Origin of the sequence: Facklamia sp. P12937 (genome assembly GCF_050409505.1) — a bacterium.
In the GTDB taxonomy this organism is placed as follows: Bacteria; Bacillota; Bacilli; order Lactobacillales; family Aerococcaceae; genus Facklamia.
Genome location: NZ_JBNUPI010000013.1, coordinates 1 through 15,776, shown reverse-complemented (window position 1 = coordinate 15,776; position 15,776 = coordinate 1). Strand labels below are relative to the sequence as shown.

The 15,776-nt window shown below is 36.6% G+C and carries 20 protein-coding genes and 1 other annotated feature; all 20 genes read left to right on the top strand.

The window, feature by feature from the left end:
• The first annotated feature begins 6 nt into the window (after positions 1-6).
• On the top strand, positions 7-771 hold the full coding sequence (locus ACQV2R_RS05945) for a ParA family protein (RefSeq protein WP_428873033.1): 765 nt from the start codon (positions 7-9) through the stop codon (positions 769-771).
• The gene (locus ACQV2R_RS05940; RefSeq protein ID WP_428873031.1) at positions 761-1,639 is read left to right on the top strand and encodes a ParB/RepB/Spo0J family partition protein; all 879 of its coding nucleotides are present in this window, start codon (positions 761-763) and stop codon (positions 1,637-1,639) included. Before ACQV2R_RS05945 ends, ACQV2R_RS05940 begins: the two co-directional genes overlap by 11 nt.
• 24 nt (positions 1,640-1,663) lie before the next feature.
• Positions 1,664-1,870, top strand: coding sequence for a DUF951 domain-containing protein (locus ACQV2R_RS05935; RefSeq protein WP_428873029.1), 207 nt, complete (start codon positions 1,664-1,666; stop codon positions 1,868-1,870).
• 15 nt (positions 1,871-1,885) lie between these two features.
• Positions 1,886-2,986 carry a redox-regulated ATPase YchF gene (gene ychF, locus ACQV2R_RS05930; protein WP_428873027.1) on the top strand — a complete coding sequence of 367 codons (1,101 nt, stop codon included), beginning with the start codon at positions 1,886-1,888 and terminating at the stop codon, positions 2,984-2,986.
• An 11-nt stretch (positions 2,987-2,997) separates the two neighbouring features.
• A complete protein-coding gene (locus tag ACQV2R_RS05925; protein ID WP_428885063.1) occupies positions 2,998-3,762 on the top strand; it encodes a DUF1129 domain-containing protein in 765 nt (254 codons plus the stop codon).
• A gap of 152 nt (positions 3,763-3,914) precedes the next feature.
• Positions 3,915-5,390 carry an IMP dehydrogenase gene (gene guaB / locus ACQV2R_RS05920; RefSeq protein WP_428891948.1) on the top strand — a complete coding sequence of 492 codons (1,476 nt, stop codon included), beginning with the start codon at positions 3,915-3,917 and terminating at the stop codon, positions 5,388-5,390.
• A 288-nt stretch (positions 5,391-5,678) separates the two neighbouring features.
• Positions 5,679-7,049 carry a D-alanyl-D-alanine carboxypeptidase gene (locus ACQV2R_RS05915; RefSeq protein WP_428875084.1) on the top strand — a complete coding sequence of 457 codons (1,371 nt, stop codon included), beginning with the start codon at positions 5,679-5,681 and terminating at the stop codon, positions 7,047-7,049.
• A 17-nt stretch (positions 7,050-7,066) separates the two neighbouring features.
• Complete coding sequence (gene msrA / locus ACQV2R_RS05910; protein ID WP_428876487.1) at positions 7,067-7,600, top strand: peptide-methionine (S)-S-oxide reductase MsrA; 534 nt, start codon at positions 7,067-7,069, stop codon at positions 7,598-7,600.
• Between the two features lie 87 nt (positions 7,601-7,687).
• Positions 7,688-7,840: a 50S ribosomal protein L33 gene (gene rpmG / locus ACQV2R_RS05905; protein WP_258436941.1), complete on the top strand. Its 153-nt coding sequence runs from the start codon at positions 7,688-7,690 to the stop codon at positions 7,838-7,840.
• 14 nt (positions 7,841-7,854) lie between these two features.
• Positions 7,855-8,034, top strand: a complete 180-nt coding sequence (secE, locus tag ACQV2R_RS05900; RefSeq protein WP_090289890.1) for a preprotein translocase subunit SecE — start codon at positions 7,855-7,857, stop codon at positions 8,032-8,034.
• Between the two features lie 110 nt (positions 8,035-8,144).
• Positions 8,145-8,684, top strand: coding sequence for a transcription termination/antitermination protein NusG (gene nusG, locus ACQV2R_RS05895; protein WP_428873018.1), 540 nt, complete (start codon positions 8,145-8,147; stop codon positions 8,682-8,684).
• A 12-nt stretch (positions 8,685-8,696) separates the two neighbouring features.
• Positions 8,697-9,497 carry a hypothetical protein gene (locus ACQV2R_RS05890; protein WP_428891947.1) on the top strand — a complete coding sequence of 267 codons (801 nt, stop codon included), beginning with the start codon at positions 8,697-8,699 and terminating at the stop codon, positions 9,495-9,497.
• Between the two features lie 20 nt (positions 9,498-9,517).
• Positions 9,518-10,441, top strand: coding sequence for a lysostaphin resistance A-like protein (locus ACQV2R_RS05885; RefSeq protein ID WP_428891946.1), 924 nt, complete (start codon positions 9,518-9,520; stop codon positions 10,439-10,441).
• Between the two features lie 143 nt (positions 10,442-10,584).
• Positions 10,585-11,010 (top strand): 50S ribosomal protein L11, encoded by a 426-nt coding sequence (gene rplK, locus ACQV2R_RS05880; protein WP_428874537.1) that lies wholly within the window; start codon positions 10,585-10,587, stop codon positions 11,008-11,010.
• 82 nt (positions 11,011-11,092) lie between these two features.
• Positions 11,093-11,782 (top strand): 50S ribosomal protein L1, encoded by a 690-nt coding sequence (gene rplA / locus ACQV2R_RS05875; protein ID WP_428874538.1) that lies wholly within the window; start codon positions 11,093-11,095, stop codon positions 11,780-11,782.
• A 37-nt stretch (positions 11,783-11,819) separates the two neighbouring features.
• Positions 11,820-11,942 (top strand) — a sequence feature (ribosomal protein L10 leader region).
• A gap of 38 nt (positions 11,943-11,980) precedes the next feature.
• Positions 11,981-12,517, top strand: coding sequence for a 50S ribosomal protein L10 (gene rplJ / locus ACQV2R_RS05870; RefSeq protein ID WP_428874539.1), 537 nt, complete (start codon positions 11,981-11,983; stop codon positions 12,515-12,517).
• A gap of 59 nt (positions 12,518-12,576) precedes the next feature.
• Positions 12,577-12,954: a 50S ribosomal protein L7/L12 gene (gene rplL / locus ACQV2R_RS05865; RefSeq protein WP_428875546.1), complete on the top strand. Its 378-nt coding sequence runs from the start codon at positions 12,577-12,579 to the stop codon at positions 12,952-12,954.
• A 117-nt stretch (positions 12,955-13,071) separates the two neighbouring features.
• Positions 13,072-13,776 (top strand): response regulator transcription factor, encoded by a 705-nt coding sequence (locus ACQV2R_RS05860; protein ID WP_428874541.1) that lies wholly within the window; start codon positions 13,072-13,074, stop codon positions 13,774-13,776.
• Positions 13,766-15,013, top strand: a complete 1,248-nt coding sequence (locus ACQV2R_RS05855; RefSeq protein WP_428875547.1) for a sensor histidine kinase — start codon at positions 13,766-13,768, stop codon at positions 15,011-15,013. Before ACQV2R_RS05860 ends, ACQV2R_RS05855 begins: the two co-directional genes overlap by 11 nt.
• A 297-nt stretch (positions 15,014-15,310) precedes the next feature.
• Positions 15,311-15,776 (top strand): hypothetical protein (locus ACQV2R_RS05850; RefSeq protein ID WP_428891945.1); only part of this gene is annotated, 466 nt, incomplete at its 3' end.

Here is a 15,776-nt window from a genome sequence, read left to right as displayed (position 1 = left end):
AAGCATATGGGAAAAATGATTGCAATCGGCAACCAAAAAGGCGGAGTTGGTAAAACAACGACAACTGTTAATTTGGGTGCAGCATTAGCCTTTATGGGGAAAAAGGTACTGGTTATTGACTCCGATTCTCAAGGAAATGCTACTTCCGGTTTAGGAATTGAAAGAGGCGATGTGACTTATAGCTTATATGAAGTGCTGGTCGATCGAGTACCTATTCAGGATAGTATCTTAACCACTTCTAGAGAAAATCTGGATATTATCCCATCAACTATTTCTTTAGCAGCTGCTGAAATTGAATTAGTAAATTTTAAAGACCGCGAATTTCGCTTAAAAGAAGCTGTAGAATCAATAAAGCAAGATTATGATTATCTTTTAGTAGATTGTCCACCGTCCTTAGGGCAATTATCTATTAATGCCTTTACAGCATCTGATACAATTTTGATTCCGGTTCAAGCAGAATATTATGCCTTAGAAGGTTTAAGTCAATTATTAAATACAATCCGCTTAGTTCAAAAGTCATTAAATCCTCAATTCAGAATTGAAGGTGTATTAATAACTATGCTAGATGCGCGCACGAACTTGGGCTATGAAGTAGTTGATGAAGTACGTAAATACTTCCAAGAGAAAGTATATGATACGGTAATTTCACGAAACATTCGTTTGTCAGAGGCTCCATCTTATGGTTTGTCAGTAATTGATTATGACCCAAAATCTAGAGGAGCCATCATGTATAAAGAATTGGCAGAGGAAGTGATCAATAATGGCCAATAAACCAAAAAAAGGTGGACTAGGTCGTGGAATGGAAGCTCTCTTTAGTTCAGCTTATGAAGAAGTACCTAACGATCACGAAATGGTCACCGAAATTAAATTAGAAGATATTCGTCCAAATCCCTACCAACCTAGAAAACACTTTGATCTCAATGCTTTGAATGAGTTAGCGGAATCGATTCGTCAAACGGGTGTTTTCCAACCTATTATTATTAGAAAATCCTCTATTAAAGGATATGAAATTATTGCAGGAGAGCGTAGGGTACGTGCTTCTAAATTGGCAGGCAAAACAACCATTCCAGCAATTGTTAGAGAACTTGATGAAGAAGCAATGATTGAGATTGCTGTAATAGAGAACTTGCAAAGAGAAGATTTGAGTCCTTTAGAAGAAGCAGAAGCATATGATATGCTAATGGAACGTTTAAAATTAACGCAAGCAGAAGTTGCTGAACGTATTGGGAAAAGTCGCCCTTATATAGCCAATTATATTCGTTTACTTCAATTGCCAGATCCAATTAAACAGTTAGTAAATGAAGAAAAACTATCCATGGGCCAAGCACGCACCATTTTAGGGTTAAAAGATAAGAGTCAGATGGAGAATTTAGCTAAAAAAGTTGTTAAAGAACAGCTTACAGTGCGTCAGTTAGAAGAAGTAGTACAAAAATATAATCAATCATTACCAAAAATGACGAAAAAGGGACGAACCGAAAATAAATCACCACTTTGGTTAGCAATTGAAAATCAAATGGAAGAAAAGTTTGGGACACCCGCTAAAATTGTTTCAAAAGGAAACAAGGGAAAAATTGAATTAGAATTCGTCAACGATTCAGATTTGACAAGAATTCTAGACTTACTTAACATTCAAGTTTAAATAGTGACAAATAGGAGGGTCAAAATGGATCCAAAAGCTTACGATAAGTTCGATATAGTAGAAATGAAAAAGCCACATGCTTGTCAAACTAATCGCTGGCAAATTATACGAATGGGTATGGATATTCGTATACGTTGTGAAAATTGTCAGCATATTGTTACCATGACACGCCGTGACTTTGAAAAGAAGATGAAAAAAATTCTTAAAAAACATCAAGAAGTAAACCTTTAGAAAGAGAGTGAAATTATGGCATTAACAGCAGGAATTGTGGGACTACCAAATGTGGGCAAATCAACTTTATTTAATGCAATTACTAAAGCTGGAGTGGAAGCGGCAAATTATCCTTTCGCTACTATTGATCCTAACGTAGGGGTTGTGGAAGTCCCTGATGAACGTTTGACAGAGATTACTCGCCTTGTCAAACCAAAAAAAACCATCCCGACTACAATAGAATTCACCGATATCGCAGGGATAGTAAAAGGAGCGAGTAAAGGGGAAGGGCTGGGTAATAAATTCTTAGCCAATATCCGCCAAGTAGATGCCATTTGTCACGTTGTGCGTTGTTTTGAAGACTCTAATATTACTCACGTTTCAGGTAAAGTTGATCCGATTGAAGATATTGAAACCATTAACTTAGAGCTGATTTTGGCAGATTTAGAAACAATTGAAAAACGAATTACTAAAGTTGAAAAGTTAGCACGTACTAAAGACAAAGAGGCTGTTGCTGAGCATGAAGTACTTTTAAAATTAAAAGAGGCTTTGGAACACAACCAATTAGCTAATAGTGTGGAGTTTTACGATGAACAATTACCTTACGTCAATAACTTGTTCTTGTTAACACGTAAGAAAATGCTTTATGTTGCCAATATAGGTGAAGAAGAAGTTAGCAATCCAGAAGGAAACCCGTTCTTAGCAAAAGTTCGTGAATTAGCTGACCAGCAAGGCGCAGAAGTTGTTCCCGTTTCCGCTCGTTTAGAAGAAGAGATTGCAGAACTAGATGATGAAGAAAAGACCAGTTTCTTAGAAGATTACGGTTTAAAAACTTCAGGTCTTGACCGCTTAATTCAATCAGTTTATAAATTGCTTGGTTTGGGAACTTATTTTACAGCCGGTGAAAAAGAAGTTCGAGCTTGGACTTTTAAAGTAGGAATGAAGGCACCACAAGCAGCCGGTGTGATTCACTCAGATTTTGAACGCGGATTTATTCGTGCAGAGACCATGGCTTATGATGATTTAGTGAAGTATGGCTCTGAGCAAGCAGTAAAAGAAAAAGGCCTCTATCGCTCAGAAGGTAAGGAGTATATAGTTAAAGATGGAGACATTATGCTCTTTCGCTTTAATGTATAGGAGGAAATTCAATGAAAGATCAGCAAGAAGAAAAAGTTGTAGAAGAAGTCTCAAATAGCCAACCACTTGAAAATCAAGTGGTTGTTGAAAGTCAAGAAAGCTCGATATTAACTGGGGTACCACAAGAAAAGGTGGACCAGTTAACCAAACGCAATCTAAAATTTATGCTAGACATTGATCGCTACTTAAAAGAAGAACAAATATCACAAGCAAATTGTCAAGTAGTTTATTTGGAAATGGTAGATACACTTTTAGAAGGGCAAAAAGATGGTCATACTGCTAAACATATTTATGGAACGCCTAGTGAAACTAGTCAGATTATTATTAGTAAAGCAGTAAAAGAGCATGAAGAAAAAGAGAAGTCACCGGATTGGCAAATTGCTGTCGATGGTGGGTTAATGTTAGGAGCTATTTTCACCCTAATAACGGGTGTATTTGGTTTAAGTGGGAGTTCAAATGTTCAAGAAAATTTCTATATGGGTATCCTAACAGTTATCCTCAATTATGCTATCGGTGGTTATGCGATGATGCGAACAGCAAAAGTCTTACCAGACTTGGATGCTCCTAAAGGGCAAAAGGGTTATGGGCGCTATTTCATGGCATCTACAATTGCAATGATGGCTTGGATTGGTTTAATTATGTTAAGTCAAGCCTTTATACCGCCGGTAATTAACCCAATTTTACCGCCTATGGGCTATATCATACTGGGTGTAATTACTTTGGTCTTACGTTATTACTTAAAGAGAAAGTGGAAAATAGTTGGTGGACTCTTTTAAGGGCATGCTGTTTGATAAAAAGACGAACATTAAATACTTCTCATAATCTAACATCTGCAAAAAACTTGTTTCATTCCCACTAACATGTTAAATTAGTTGGAAATTATCGTCGAATCGCTTGTAGAGAATCAAAAACATATAGGAGGAAAATAATGTCATCTTGGGAAACAAAATTTGCGCGTGAAGGTTACACATTTGATGATGTCTTGTTAGTTCCAGCTCATAGTGAGGTATTACCAAATGATGTCGATTTATCAGTCCAATTAGCCCCTAATTTAAAGCTAAATATTCCCATCTTATCAGCCAGTATGGATACCGTAACGGATGGGAACATGGCGATTGCTATAGCCAGACAGGGAGGATTAGGTGTTGTCCATAAGAATATGTCTATTGAAGATCAAGCAAACGAAGTACGAAAAGTAAAACGTTCGGAAAATGGCGTTATCTTGGATCCATTTTATTTAACTCCTGAGAATCTATTGCAAGAAGCAGAAGATTTAATGAGTCATTACCGCATATCAGGTGTTCCAATTGTAAAAAGTGAAGACGATTTGACACTTGTAGGTATTATTACAAATCGTGACATGCGTTTCATTGAAAATTATCAAGATAATATTGGCTCTCACATGACTCATGAGAATCTGGTAACAGCAGCCATTGGCACTTCACTAGAAGAAGCTGAAAAGATTCTTTATAAAAATCGGATTGAAAAATTACCACTAGTAGATGATGAAGGACGTCTTTCAGGTCTAATTACTATAAAAGATATTGAGAAAGTCATTCAATATCCTCAAGCTGCTAAAGATCAACATGGTAGACTATTAGTGGCGGCAGCCATTGGAATAACTAGTGATACATTTGAAAGGGCAGAAGCCTTAATTAAAGAACAAGTTGATGCGATTGTAGTTGATACCGCTCACGGGCATTCTGAAGGTGTGATTCGTAAAGTCAAAGAAATCAGAGAGGCTTACCCAGATGTAACCATTATTGCTGGTAACGTAGCAACAGCCGAAGCGACACGCGCTTTATTTGAAATTGGTGTTGATATTGTAAAAGTGGGTATCGGACCTGGTTCAATTTGTACAACTCGTGTAGTAGCCGGAGTAGGAGTTCCTCAACTAACTGCTATCTATGAATGTGCTTCAGCAGCAAAAGAATTTGGTAAGACCATTATTGCTGATGGCGGCATTAAGTATTCAGGTGATATTGTTAAGGCGCTTGCAGCGGGTGGGCATGCGGCTATGCTCGGCTCTATGTTAGCAGGAACAGATGAATCACCAGGTGAAATGGAAATTTATCAAGGTAGAAAATACAAATCTTATCGTGGCATGGGCTCTTTAGCTGCTATGCGTTCAGGATCAAGTGATCGTTACTTCCAATCAAAATCAGAAGCCAACAAAATGGTTCCTGAAGGTATTGAAGGACGTGTTGCATATAAAGGTGCCGTTGAAGATGTTATCTTCCAAATGGTTGGAGGTTTAAGATCTGGTATGGGTTATACCGGTTCAGCTAACCTTAAAGAATTGCGTGAGGAAGCACAATTTGTAAGAATGTCTGGTGCAGGACTGATTGAATCTCACCCACATGACATTAATATCACCAAGGAAGCACCAAACTATTCAAGATAAAGATAAACTAAAGTATCAAAGCCTACTGCAATAGACTTTGATACTTTTTTATTAATTTCTATCATTTTTTACTTAAAAAAGACAAGTAAAATTAAAAGCTGCTAACAATTGAATAACTCTGTATCTAAATTAGGAAAAGCTTATTTTAATAGGAAAGTGAGAACTACCTTTTTTTATTCAGTTGGGTATAATAGAAAAAGCAACTTTTAAATGAGCATAAAGAGTGAGGAGTGGAGCCTAACATTGCTTATAAACGGTATTAAAAGGATACTTGTCTTAGGATTACTTATGAATAACTTTCTATCAACTGATGGTTATGCTGTGACTACATCGAAAGATTCAAATCCCACTGATGAGGCTTCCTTGCAAGAAATGGATACTCTGCCGGAAGAAAGTATAGCTGAAAATCTGGTAAACGCGATGCCTGTTTTTGAGGAAGTAAAGGGGGCCTATATTGTAGACGGCCTCAATGGGCAAATCCTTTATAAGCATGAAGTGGACCAGCTAGTTGAAGTGGGTTCTTTTAGTCAATTACTTTTATTATATAGGGTGTATCAAGCCATTGATCAAGGTCAGTTGGACAGTGATCAAGAGGTATGGATATCGGACGAGGTTTACGCTTTGAGTCAAGATTATAATTTGCCGAATGTTCCTTTAAGACAAGACTTGTCTTATTCCTTAAAAGATTTAATGGAAGCTGTTAGTTTAAATGCTGCCAGAGGAGCGGCCTTAGCCTTAGCAGAAGAATTAACCGGATCCGAAGCAGAAACACTTAAGCAAATGAAAGAACAGTTAAATGAATGGGGAGAAGAAGATTTTGATTTAATAAATGTGACTGGAGTGAGTGATCGTTATCAAGTGGGTGATTCTGAAAGCATTTATCAAGGGCGAACTAACAAAATGACTGCTCAAACAGTTGCTACCATAGCCTATCATCTGATTAATGAATACCCTGAATGCATGGAAGCTAGTCAGATTTATCAAAAGCTTTTTCAAGAAGATACGAGCGATGAGTTTGAAATGACCAATCCCAATCTGCTAATTGAAAGTGCTAATTCACTTTATGCTATGGAGAATGTTGATGGTTTGACTGCCAGTAAATCAGAAGAAGATGGTTATAATTTAGTTGCAACGACAGAAAAGAATGATTTACGCCTAATAGTAGTGGTATTAGGTGTCAGTGAAAACGAAAAACTTTATCAAGTTAGTAGAGAATTGATTGAAAGGGCCCAAAATATCTTCCGCATTGAAACAGTTATTGAAGAAAATGCATTAGCTACTCACCTAGACTCCATTAAAGTGGAAAATGGCAAAGTTAATAAGTTACAATTAATGTATGGATCAAACTTACAATTAGTGGTACCTATTATTGATACGGCCCCACGACTGGTTTATCAATTTACAGCTAATCAAGAAGTGACCAATTATCACGTTAAAGCGCCTGTTAAAGCAGGCAAGGTTGTAGGGAAAATGCAAGTAGATATAGCTGATTATCGTCTACCTATTCTAAAGTCCGGTAGAGGAAATTATGTGCCAGTAAAAGTAGCAGAAGATATCGAAGAAGCCAATATCTTAGAAAAAACTTGGCGAAATGTTCAAAATACTGGCGAAAATACTTGGAATGCTGTTCGAAAATTCTTTACGGATTTATTTAATTAAATAAGGGAGGTAAAATTATGGAAAATAAAGAAACGGCGATTTTTGCAGGAGGTTGTTTTTGGTGCATGGTTCATCCATTTGATGAAAGAGATGGTGTTATCTCTGTAGCTTCTGGCTATACGGGTGGAGATAGTGTGAATCCTACCTATGAAGAAGTCTGCTCAGGACAAACGGGTCATGCAGAAGCTGTCAAAATCGAATACGATCCTAGTAAAATAAGCTATCAAGAACTTCTAAAAATTTATTGGTCTTCAGTCGATCCGACTGATAAAGATGGACAGTTCGGTGATCGAGGCTCCTCTTACCGACCAGAAATTTTTTATAGTACCCAAGCCCAAAAGGAAGAAGCCGAACAATCGAAAGCAGAACTTGAAGCGTCACAAGTTTTCAAAAAGCCGATTGTTGTGCCAATCAGTCCAGCCCAAACATTTTACCTTGCAGAGGACTATCACCAAGACTTTCACCGCAAAGAACCGGATCATTATCAAAATTTCTACCGTGGTTCCGGGCGTAAAAAATTTGTTGAAGAGGTTAAAGATAAATTGAATTAAGATAGTAAATGCTAAGCTAAGCTTGACATTTAAAAGATTTCTATTTATCATTCTTAATGATTCTAAACAAAAGACGGAGGTGGGAAAATGGCTCAAAAGAAAGCGTCACTAGCTTGTAGTGAATGTGGAAACCGTAATTATCAAATGATACCAACTCAAGCGGGCCAAACCACTCGATTAGAAATTAAGAAATTCTGCAAGAATTGTAATAAACACACGATTCATAGAGAAACCAAATAGAAAAGAGGAATATAATGAGTTACATTAAAGGCATTGCCCAAGAAATGAAAAAAGTAACTTGGCCTACAGCTAAGCAAGTAAATAAATTTACTTGGACCGTAATTATGATGATTATTTTCTTTGGATTATACTTTGCTTTAACAGATTTTGTATTTGGCAATTTCATCGACTGGTTAATTAGTCTAGGCGCATAATCATAAAAATATTTATTATTTGCTTAAGCATGTTATAATAGAATACAAATAAAACCTACACCCTTGTAGGTTTTTTATTTTACAAGAAATTAATTAAAGGAGATTTAACTATGGAATCTAATAAGGAATGGTACGTTTTGCATACTTATTCTGGTTATGAGAATAAAGTAAAAGAGAATATTATGATGCGAGCAGAAAGTATGAATATGGAAGACTTTATCTTCAATGTGGTAGTACCTGAAGAAGAGGTAACCGAAATGCAAGATGGAGAGAAGAAAACAAAGATTCAAAAGACCTTCCCAGGTTATGTGTTAGTTGAAATGGTGATGTCTGATGAGTCTTGGTTTATTGTTCGTAATACGCCAGGCGTGACTGGTTTTGTAGGCTCACATGGCGCAGGATCTAAGCCGGCACCTCTTTTACCTGAGGAAATGGAAGCGATCTTGGGGGATAAGCCTGCTCAGAAAGTTCAATTAGAAGTTGAAGTGGGCGATTTAGTTGAAATTATCGATGGCGCTTTCTCAGGAATGACTGGAGAAATCGAAGAAATCAGTGAAGAAAATCAAAAACTTAAAGTAGTTATTGAAATGTTTGGTCGTGAAACAGTAGCCGAATTGGACTTTATGCAAGTGCGCAAAGATAATCTTTAATTAGGTGGTTTCATGAAACAAAAGACTGACCACCACATCCTCTATTTTCGTTTAGCCATGGTGATGTATCTCTTGGTTTTGTGCTTACAGTTGGTTTTTGATACCAGTTTTATCGAATCCATCAGCTTGAACCAAGTCTTAGAGGAAGTTCCTCATGTTTTGCTTCCTGTAGAATTCACTTTTTATCTCTGGCCAATCATTATTCTATGGGAAGCGTTTGGTTTATTTGCGGGACAACGGAGACAGGCTTTTACAACTTTTGATCAGAGTTATTCACTGTTAGTGGCTCCCAAATTAGTTGAATTATCTTTTTACCATACAGTCTATCTTTTGATATGGTCGCAACAATTATATTTATTTACCTTCATCCTTATGGTGCTCTATTTGAGACGGATTATTTCTTTTATGAAATTAATTTCATATAAAAGCTCCCTGAACGAACCAAGTTGGCTATTAAAGCTTCCCATTGGTCTTCATACCGGTTGGTTGATCAGTATGACGGCCCATATTTTTTATAGCTATTTAGTGAGTAAAGGATTAAACAGTCATAATGGGTGGATGATAGCACTTGCTTGCCTTTTAATTCTTGCTATTGCAACCGGAAGTAGTTACTTGTATGCACGTTATGGTAACCAGGCAATTATGCCGGCTGTTTTAATCTTTCAATTAGGGCTACTCTATCATCATTATCCTCGTTCATCCTTTGGATTAAGACATAACTTCTTTTATCTTGTGATTGCGGTTGTATTTATTCTGACCTTAGCCGTATACATACGTTACTTGCGTTATCAAATAAAGCAAAAGACTTTTTAGATTTTTATAGGAGGAAAACTATGAACTGGCCTTTCAATCAATCGATGCAGTTGACGCAGAAACAAGCAGGCAAAAAACCATTTAGGGTTATTGCTTTTACTGCGCTTATAAATCTTGTTAGTTTACTACTTGCTTCACTTATTTCAGTTTTTTTAATTGGTCCATTAATCTATATGAAATTTGGTGATTCCTTTTTAACCGAAGATGTAGGTCAAGCACTGTTAAACGAGCCATTAATGGTTTATTTAGAACTATTTTTAACGATTATTACTATTATTACAACGGTCCTTTTGGCTAAATGGTTGCAAGGACGCAGACTTAACTCCTTTGGCTTTTATAAAGATAATTTCCTAAAAAAATATGGGATGGGCGTCGTAATTGCTGCCGCCTTAATGTTCTTTATTTTTTTAGTTAATCTTTTGATAGGGACGATCTCTGTCCAAATGAACCCTCAGGCCGATGGAGTGGCGTTTATCCTCTTATTAGTCGGCTTTATGATCCAAGGAATGTCTGAAGAAATCCTCTTGAGAGGTTACTTGATGAATGGCTTGGCAGCCGCTTGGGGAGTTCCTCTTGCCATTTTGATAAACTCCATCTTCTTTAGTTTGTTGCATTATGGCAATCCAGGAGTTACAGTTTTAGCCTTAGTTAACATTGCCTTAGCCGGTATTTTCTTTTCCTTATTATTCTATATTACTGATAATATGTGGTTAACAGGAGCTGCTCATTCCTTTTGGAATTTTATAATGGGTGTGGTCTTTGGGGTCCAAGTGAGTGGATTGGTATTACCGGGTACACTATTACTAACTAAATCCAAAGCTGAGGCCAGTTTGATCAATGGTGGAGACTTTGGATTTGAGGGGGGTCTTGTGGTTACGGTTATTTTAGTAGCTGCTTGTATTTACTTAATCAATAAATGTCCGAAACAAGAAAAAGCTATTTAAATACTTCTTGCAATCTCATAAGCCTTCCGTTATAATATTGCAATGCATGTATTCAAACCATGCATTGGGTGGGAGGAGCAAGTTTAAAAAAGATAAAAGCTCCAATTACCACATCACGAAAATTGACATAAGGAGGAATATTCGTGGCTAAAAAAGTTGTCACTCAAGTAAAATTACAAATCCCTGCAGGTCAAGCGAGCCCAGCTCCACCAGTAGGTCCAGCGTTAGGTCAAGCCGGCGTTAATATCATGTCCTTTACGAAGGAATTTAACGCACGTACTCAAGATCAACAAGGAATGATTATTCCAGTTGTTATTGATGTCTATGAAGACCGTTCATTTACCTTTATTACTAAAACACCACCAGCTCCAATCCTATTGAAAAAAGCTGTTGGCTTGAAAAAGGCTTCAGGTGAACCTAACAAGAACAAAGTCGGAAAGGTTACACGTGATCAAGTCCGTGAAATCGCAGAAATTAAAATGGCAGACTTAAATGCAGCCGATGTAGAAGCTGCTATGCGTATGGTTGAAGGAACTGCCCGTTCAATGGGGATTACAGTCGAAGACTAAGCGCCAAGGTAGCTTCTCGCCCCGTTTCTATCGGGTGTGGGAGGGAAACCCCGAATAACCACAAATATAGGAGGAAAAACAAATGGCTAAGAAAAGCAAAAACTATGTAGCGGCAAGAGAAAAAGTTGACCGTACAAAGAAATATGATGTAACAGAAGCAGTCGCATTAGCAAAAGAAATTGACTTTGCAAAATTTGATGCCTCTGTTGAAGTATCTTACAATTTAAATATCGATGTTAAAAAAGCAGACCAACAAATTCGTGGCGCAATGGTGCTACCACATGGAACAGGTAAAACACAAACAGTGGTAGTTATTGCAAAAGGTGAAAAAGCCGCTGAAGCAGAAGCTGCTGGAGCAGACTTTGTTGGTGAAGAAGATCTAATTAATAAAATCAACGGTGGTTGGTTAGATTTCGACGTAATGGTAGCTACCCCAGATATGATGGGACAAGTTGGACGTTTGGGTCGTGTCTTAGGACCTAAAGGCTTAATGCCAAACCCTAAAACAGGTACCGTTACAATGGACGTAACCAAAGCCGTTAACGATATCAAGGCTGGACAAGTAACTTACCGTGCAGATAAAGCAGGTATCGTGAATGTTCCAATTGGTAAAGTATCTTTTGAAGATGAAAAATTAGTGGAAAACTTCAAAGCACTTCATGAGCAAATTATGCGTGTGAAGCCAGCTACAGCTAAAGGAACTTATATTACTAATTTAGCTTTAGCAACCACTTTCGGACCCGGAATCAAGATTAACGTCGAAAGTTTATAATTTCATATTGACAAATAATTTGTTTATCACTATGATAAATAAGTATTTTAAACGACCTAAGACAGTAAGTGGCTAAGCCTTAATTTCTTACCGAGGAAGTTCCCGTTAAACAGGAAGCTATCTCTATGTCTAGGTGACATAGAGATTTTTAATTTTAAAAAATCTCTATACCTATTTGATGGAGGTGAAAGAAGAAACATGGTTAAAGAAGCAGTATTAAATGCAAAGGCTCAAGAAATTGAAAAAATTGCTGAAGATATGAAAAACTCTGCAACAATCGTTGTAGTGGATTATCTTGGCTTAACGGTTGAAGAAGTAACAGACTACCGTAAACAATTACGTGATGCAGGCGTTCAAATGAAGGTTGTGAAAAACACAATGCTTCGTCGTGCGGCTGAAAAAGCAGGAATCGAAGTTCCTCAAGATTTATTCAAGGGTCCTTCAGCGATTGTCTTCTCAGATGACGTCGTAAATCCAGCGAAAATTTCAGCAAACTTTGCTAAAGACAATGAAACTCTTGAAATTCGTGGCGGAATTGTTGAAGGTCAAGCAGCTACTAAAGAAATGATTGAACAAGTAGCGAAAATGCCTGGTCGCGAAGAATTACTTTCAATGTTACTATCTGTATTGCAAGCGCCAATGCGCAATGTGGCATCTGTCCTTTCTCAAGCAAACCCAGCACAACAAATGGTTTACGCTTTGAACGGAATTATCGACAAAAAAGGTGCTGCCTAAATCGATCGCTCGTCGCATAAGTACAATATAAACTAAAAAAATATTTGGAGGAAACCAAAATGGCATTAAATATTGAACAAATTATTGAAGATATCAAATCAGCAACAGTTGTAGAATTAAACGAATTAGTAGAAGCAATTGAAGAAGAATTTGGCGTATCTGCTGCGGCTCCTGTAGCTGTTGCAGCTGGACCTGCTGCTGGCGGTGGCGAAGCTGCTGCAGAGCAAACTGAATTTGACGTAGTATTAACTTCAGCTGGCGACGCTAAAATTAAAGTAATCAAAGTGGTTCGTGAAGCTACTGGCTTGGGCTTGAAAGAAGCTAAAGAATTAGTAGACAACGCTCCTAAAGCAATCAAAGAAGGCATTTCTAAAGAAGACGCTGAAGAATTGAAAGCTAAAATTGAAGAAGTTGGTGGATCTGTAGAAGTTAAATAATTTCTCTATCCCATCTATATTAACCTGGTCAGATCTTCTGATCAGGTTTTTCCCTTTTTAAAGATAAATTTAAAAAGTTGGGCTATAATGGAAGAGAAAGATTGAGGAGGGAAGAAAATGGTCAAGTTATTAATTGCAGATGATGACAAAGCAATTTTAGATTTATTACATATTTATATGCGTAATGAGGGATATGAGTGTATATTAGCTAATAACGGAGAAGAAGCTTTAGAAATAATTAACTTACATCCTGAATTAGATATCGCTCTTTTAGATATTATGATGCCTAAAATGACGGGGATGGAAGTATTAGAAGCCATGCGTCATAAAAATGTAGATATTCCAGTTATTTTTATTTCAGCTAATCAGACTCAAACCGATAAAATTTCTGGCTTGCTTGCAGGAGCCGATGATTATGTTACTAAACCCTTTGAACCTTTAGAGGTAGTCGCTAGAGTCAAGAGTATCTTAAGACGTCAAGGTGTGAATGCTCATTCTTTAGCGCAAAAAGACAGTAAAGACTTTATTAATCTAGGAGCAGTCACAATCGATACTAAAGGACATCAAGTGATGACTGCTGAAGGAGAAGAAATTAAAGTAACAGGTCTGGAATTTGAAATTTTACAGTTACTTGCCGAGCAAAGGGGGAAAGTTTGGTCTGCTGATGAAATTCTTAATAGTGTTTGGAAGGATAATTCCTCTGCTTCTACTAAAACGGTAATGGTCCATGTAAGTAACCTCAGAAATAAAATAGAAGAAGCAACTGGCGGCGAGAAAGTTATTCAAACCGTGTGGGGAGTGGGCTATAAGATTGATAAATAAGAATGAAGAAAAAAAGGCTGGACTAATTCCTTCTTTTAAAAGTTTTAAACTAAGTAAAAGCGACCGCATTGAAATGACGATAAATCTATTTATAGTAGCTGGTACCGTTTCCTTTATTTATCTTGTGCTAATGTTTAGCTATCAACAACTCTTAAATTTTTTAACATTCAATTTAGGATGGACCATTAAAACAAATTTGAAAGATAACATTATCGCATATACACTCTATAATAAAAGTAATCAAATATTAATTGGTCTTTATCTTGCTACTTTATTTATTACAGTGACTTTTAGATATATTCATGAAAGAAATCGGATTACTTTAAGGTATATTCGTAAATATATTTCCGCCATGGCTAAAGGCAAGTATGACCTGAGAATTCCCAATGAGGGAATTGGAGACTATGTCACTTTGGCTCAGGATGTGAACACCCTGATGGACTCTATTAATCAAGCTTTTAAGGAAAGAGACGAGACCGAGAAAACAAAAGATGAATTAATGAATAATATAGGTCATGATATTCGAACGCCACTTACCTCAATACTTGGGTATTTAAGACTGATTCAAGACAGCTCAGATTTAACTCAAGAAGAACTGGCCTCTTATATAAAAACAGTGCATAGTAAAGCTAAAAGCATGCAAGTATTAATCAATGATCTGTTTGAATATACCTCCACCCAACAAACGACTGCAAAAGTTAATAAACAAGCTATAGCTATGCAAGCTTTTACAGAACAGGTGCTTGCTGACTTTAATTTGCAAGCCAAGCAAGCAGGGATTGAAATGTTCTGTCAAGTCACACCAAGTGACTTGGTATTAGAAATTGATCCTGAAAAAATGGTAAGAGTATTTAACAACTTTATAACCAACACTTTTAAATACGGAGAAGGTGCCACTTATCAAAAAATATTAGTGACAGAAATGACTGATCAAGAGTATAAAAAATATACTCGCTATCAAAAAAACAGACTGGATACGATTAAAACAGAAAAATGGGTGGTTATCGAGTTTCGAAATAATGGCACCTTATTGAATGAGGAAGATTTGGAACGAGTATTTGAACGATCCTATCGAGCTGACAGCTCACGGACCTCTCAAAAACCGGGATCAGGCTTAGGGTTAGCGATTGTACGCAATATGGTTGCCCTTCATCAAGGGGTAGCTTATGGAATTGTGGAAGAACAAGATCTTGTCTTTCGGGTCGAAATTCCAATCTTAAGGGAAGACTTACATTAAAGAATCAAACATTACAATACTTGTAATATTTGAAACCGAATTGTATCTTTAAAAACTTTAGATTTACTTGCTATTCTTTAAGAGAAAGTTATAATTATTCATGTTGGAAGAAAGTTAAATGCTTATTCAAACTTAAGTACTAACAAAACTCTAAAGAATTCCTAAAGTTTTTAAATTTTATCTTTAAAAAGCCTTGAAAATTATTTAGAAGTTTGTTAATATTAAAAGTAAGGAATGCAAATAGCTTTCCAGCCGTCGCTAGAAAAATAAAAAACAAAAAAGAAAGAGGTATAATAAATGAAAAAATTATTATTAACTTCAGTTGCAGCATTAACTGTTGCAGCAGCAGGAATGCCAGTAGCAACATCAGTAAACGCACAAACTCAAAATAATCCAGTTGAAGCACAAGAGCAGAAAACTACTTATAAATTAGAAGTAAAAACAGCAGATACAAATATTACTTCAGAATACAAAGCAGAAAGTATGCAAGCAGCTGAGCAACATTTCCACGATTATGTGGCAGGTCAAGGATTAAAAGACTTAGAATGGTCATATGATTTTGATACAATGACATTCATGGCAACAGATGAAAAAGCACCAGAATTATATACTTACAAATTAATAGTAAAAACAGCTGATACTAATATTACATCAGAATATAAAGCAGAAAGTATGCAAGCAGCTGACCAATACTTCCACGACTATGTAGCAGGTCAAGGATTAAAAGACTTAGAATGGTCATATGATTTTGATACAATGACAT

Excerpts from the sequence above, each read along its gene's own strand:
- ACQV2R_RS05945 (WP_428873033.1), top strand. The coding sequence starts at position 7 with ATGGGAAAAATGATTGCAATCGGCAACCAAAAAGGCGGAGTTGGTAAA.
- ACQV2R_RS05940 (WP_428873031.1), top strand. The coding sequence starts at position 761 with ATGGCCAATAAACCAAAAAAAGGTGGACTAGGTCGTGGAATGGAAGCT.
- ACQV2R_RS05935 (WP_428873029.1), top strand. The coding sequence starts at position 1,664 with ATGGATCCAAAAGCTTACGATAAGTTCGATATAGTAGAAATGAAAAAG.
- ychF (WP_428873027.1), top strand. The coding sequence starts at position 1,886 with ATGGCATTAACAGCAGGAATTGTGGGACTACCAAATGTGGGCAAATCA.
- ACQV2R_RS05925 (WP_428885063.1), top strand. The coding sequence starts at position 2,998 with ATGAAAGATCAGCAAGAAGAAAAAGTTGTAGAAGAAGTCTCAAATAGC.
- guaB (WP_428891948.1), top strand. The coding sequence starts at position 3,915 with ATGTCATCTTGGGAAACAAAATTTGCGCGTGAAGGTTACACATTTGAT.
- ACQV2R_RS05915 (WP_428875084.1), top strand. The coding sequence starts at position 5,679 with ATGAATAACTTTCTATCAACTGATGGTTATGCTGTGACTACATCGAAA.
- msrA (WP_428876487.1), top strand. The coding sequence starts at position 7,067 with ATGGAAAATAAAGAAACGGCGATTTTTGCAGGAGGTTGTTTTTGGTGC.
- rpmG (WP_258436941.1), top strand. The coding sequence starts at position 7,688 with ATGGCTCAAAAGAAAGCGTCACTAGCTTGTAGTGAATGTGGAAACCGT.
- secE (WP_090289890.1), top strand. The coding sequence starts at position 7,855 with ATGAGTTACATTAAAGGCATTGCCCAAGAAATGAAAAAAGTAACTTGG.
- nusG (WP_428873018.1), top strand. The coding sequence starts at position 8,145 with ATGGAATCTAATAAGGAATGGTACGTTTTGCATACTTATTCTGGTTAT.
- ACQV2R_RS05890 (WP_428891947.1), top strand. The coding sequence starts at position 8,697 with ATGAAACAAAAGACTGACCACCACATCCTCTATTTTCGTTTAGCCATG.
- ACQV2R_RS05885 (WP_428891946.1), top strand. The coding sequence starts at position 9,518 with ATGAACTGGCCTTTCAATCAATCGATGCAGTTGACGCAGAAACAAGCA.
- rplA (WP_428874538.1), top strand. The coding sequence starts at position 11,093 with ATGGCTAAGAAAAGCAAAAACTATGTAGCGGCAAGAGAAAAAGTTGAC.
- rplJ (WP_428874539.1), top strand. The coding sequence starts at position 11,981 with ATGGTTAAAGAAGCAGTATTAAATGCAAAGGCTCAAGAAATTGAAAAA.
- rplL (WP_428875546.1), top strand. The coding sequence starts at position 12,577 with ATGGCATTAAATATTGAACAAATTATTGAAGATATCAAATCAGCAACA.
- ACQV2R_RS05860 (WP_428874541.1), top strand. The coding sequence starts at position 13,072 with ATGGTCAAGTTATTAATTGCAGATGATGACAAAGCAATTTTAGATTTA.